The sequence below is a fragment of the Nocardia farcinica genome, from assembly GCF_029867845.1.
GTDB classification, from domain to species: Bacteria; Actinomycetota; Actinomycetes; order Mycobacteriales; family Mycobacteriaceae; genus Nocardia; species Nocardia farcinica_A.
Window position 1 is genome coordinate 1 of the sequence record NZ_JARWRU010000570.1, and the last position, 2,333, is coordinate 2,333.

Below are 2,333 nucleotides of genomic sequence, written 5' to 3' on the forward strand. Positions count from 1 at the left end.
GTGGTTGAGGATGCGCACGCCGTCGCGGAAGTCGCGCGGCAGCCACTCGTCCTCCACGCCGATCAGCCAGCCGACGTAGCGGGTCAGGTGGGCGGCGGCGACGATGTCGCGCGGGGCCGGGACGATGCCCATCGCCATGCCGCCGACGAACGGGGCCAGCAGTGCGCCGACCAGCGTGGCCGCCATGTCGGTCTGGTTGATGGGGATGCCCCAGTCCTCGGTGCGCCAGTCCGGCATGGCCGCGACGTGGCGGCGCACCATCGAGTGGATGAAGCGCACGTGCAGGGTGGAGCGGTAGCCGCGCCCGTACCGGGCCATGCCGTTCTCCGAGGACACGTCCATCGCCCAGGTGAGCGTCTCGGCGAAGCGCTTGCCCGGTCCCTTCTCCAGCGCGCCGGTGCGCAGCAGGGTCTTGTTGAACCCGGACGCCAGGTAGCCGCCGATGAAGGAGACGTCGCGGGCGAAGTACAGCGCGTCGTTGCCGCCGGAGCGGTAGATCTGCTCGCCGCGGCGCAGCAGCTCCTGGTCCACCCAGTCCGGGGTGTTCTCGATCTGTTCGAAGAAGCGTCGCAACGGTTCCGGCGCGTCCGGCACCTCGGCGATGCCGACCTCGAGCGCGCGGTCGAACAGCGGGCGGGTCTTCGCCATGCCCTCGGCATACATCCATTCGACCAGCCGGTCCATGGGCTCGTCGCCGACGAGCAGCGCCTCGCCGAGCCGCTGCCACTGCTGTTCGTCCGGGTTGCCGATGCGCAGCAGCTTGGCGAACGGGCCGAGGCCGGGCACCTTGCGGGGGCTGTCGGGATGCCGGGTGGGGATCGGTCGGGTGGAGGTGGTCATCGTCGATTCCTTCGCTGCGGCGGCTGGTGCGCTCGGGGCTTGCCGCGGCCACGTCGTTGTGAGCGTGAAACAAATCTACAAAGATTGTTTCATTGAGTCAACGCGGTGAAGGTGCGCACACCACCATCGAGTGCCGGAACGGACTCGGTTGGTACGACTGCGAGTCCTCCCGAACTCGCCGAGCCCCGTAGCAGCCGGTCAGGCTCCCTTGCGCGTCGGCGCTTTCTGCGCGGACTTCTTGGCGGCGGACTTCTTGGCCGCGGACTTCTTCGCGGTGCTCTTGCGGGCGGTGCTCTTGCTCGCGGTCTTGCCGGACGAGGAACTCGACGCCTTCTCGGCGGTGCTCTTCTTCGCGCGCCCGCCCGCCTTCTTCTCCGCCGTGCCCTCGGACCGGGACGAGCGCCTGCCGCTGGCCTCCAGGCTGCGTTGCAGGGCGGCGACCAGATCGACCACCTCCGCGTCGGTCTCGGCGGGCTCGGTCTCGGCCGGTGGCGGCACGGCGCCGCCGCCGGCGATGGCCTCGTCGAGCATCTTCTGCAACTCGACCTGGTACTCGTCGGTGTACTGCGAGGGGTCGAAGTCGTCGGACATGCTCTCCACGAGCGTCTCGGCCATCTTGATCTCCTGCGGCCGCGGCTCGGTCACGTCGTCCAGCGACTCGAACTCGATCGCGCGCACCTCGTCCGGCCACAGCAGCGTCTGCACCATCAGCATGCCCTCGCGCACCCGCAGCGCCGCCAGTCGGGTCTTCTGGCGCAGCGTGAAATGCACCAGCGCGGTGCGGTCGATCCGCTCCAGGGTCCTGGCCAGCAGGATGTAGGCCTTCGGGGTGGTGGAGTCGGGCTCGAGGTAGTAGCTCTTGTCGTAGTAGATCGGGTCGATCTGCTCGGAGGGCACGAACTGTAGCACCGGGATCTCATGCTTCTCCGCGGCGGGCAGGCGGGCGAAATCCTCGTCGGAGAGGATCACGGTCTCGCCCTCGGGCGACTCGTAGGCCTTGGCGATGTCGACATAGTCCACCGGCTTGCCATCCACGGTGCAGACGCGCTGGTACTTGATGCGCCCGCCGTCCTTCGCGTGGACCTGATGGAACTTGATGTCGTGGTCCTCGGTGGCGGTGTATGCCTTCACCGGGACGTTGACCAGCCCGAACGCAATCGAGCCCTTCCAGATAGCCCGTGCCATCACTCCATGATGGACGAACCGGTCGGCATCCGTCGGGAAAAGGGGAAACCGCAGGTAGCCGCGGCGATTCGGGTCCGCAGACCGGGTGGGACGGCGGTGAACAACGCCCGCATGGCGGCGCGACTCTGTACGAGGAGACCTGTCTGGCCGGGCGGCCCGCGATCGGGCTCGGCGAGTTGCGCAGGCGGCTCGAACACCGGCTGGCGGCGCGCGGCATCACCCTCGCGGGTGACGAGACCGTGGAGCGGGTGCGTTTCCCGGTGCAGGGCGGCAGGCCGGGCGCGCACCGGTTCGGCGCGGCGGGAGGG

Annotated in this window: 2 protein-coding genes and 1 pseudogene; 1 reads left to right on the forward strand and 2 read right to left on the reverse strand. The window is 68.9% G+C overall.

The features are described 5' to 3' along the window. On the reverse strand, positions 1–840 hold an 840-nt coding region (locus tag QH283_RS12475; RefSeq protein WP_280503167.1), incomplete at its 3' end, for an oxygenase MpaB family protein. Between the two features lie 198 nt (positions 841–1,038). Then, positions 1,039–2,025, reverse strand: coding sequence for a Ku protein (locus tag QH283_RS12480; protein WP_280503168.1), 987 nt, complete (start codon positions 2,023–2,025; stop codon positions 1,039–1,041). Positions 2,026–2,150: 125 nt separating this feature from the next. Here QH283_RS12480 and QH283_RS12485 point away from each other — a divergent pair. After that, positions 2,151–2,333 (forward strand): annotated as a pseudogene (locus QH283_RS12485) (lycopene cyclase family protein); the annotation flags it as partial.

What these genes read in the sequence shown, in the direction of transcription:
- QH283_RS12480 (WP_280503168.1), bottom strand. Translation starts at nt 2,025, where the DNA reads ATGGCACGGGCTATCTGGAAGGGCTCGATTGCGTTCGGGCTGGTCAAC.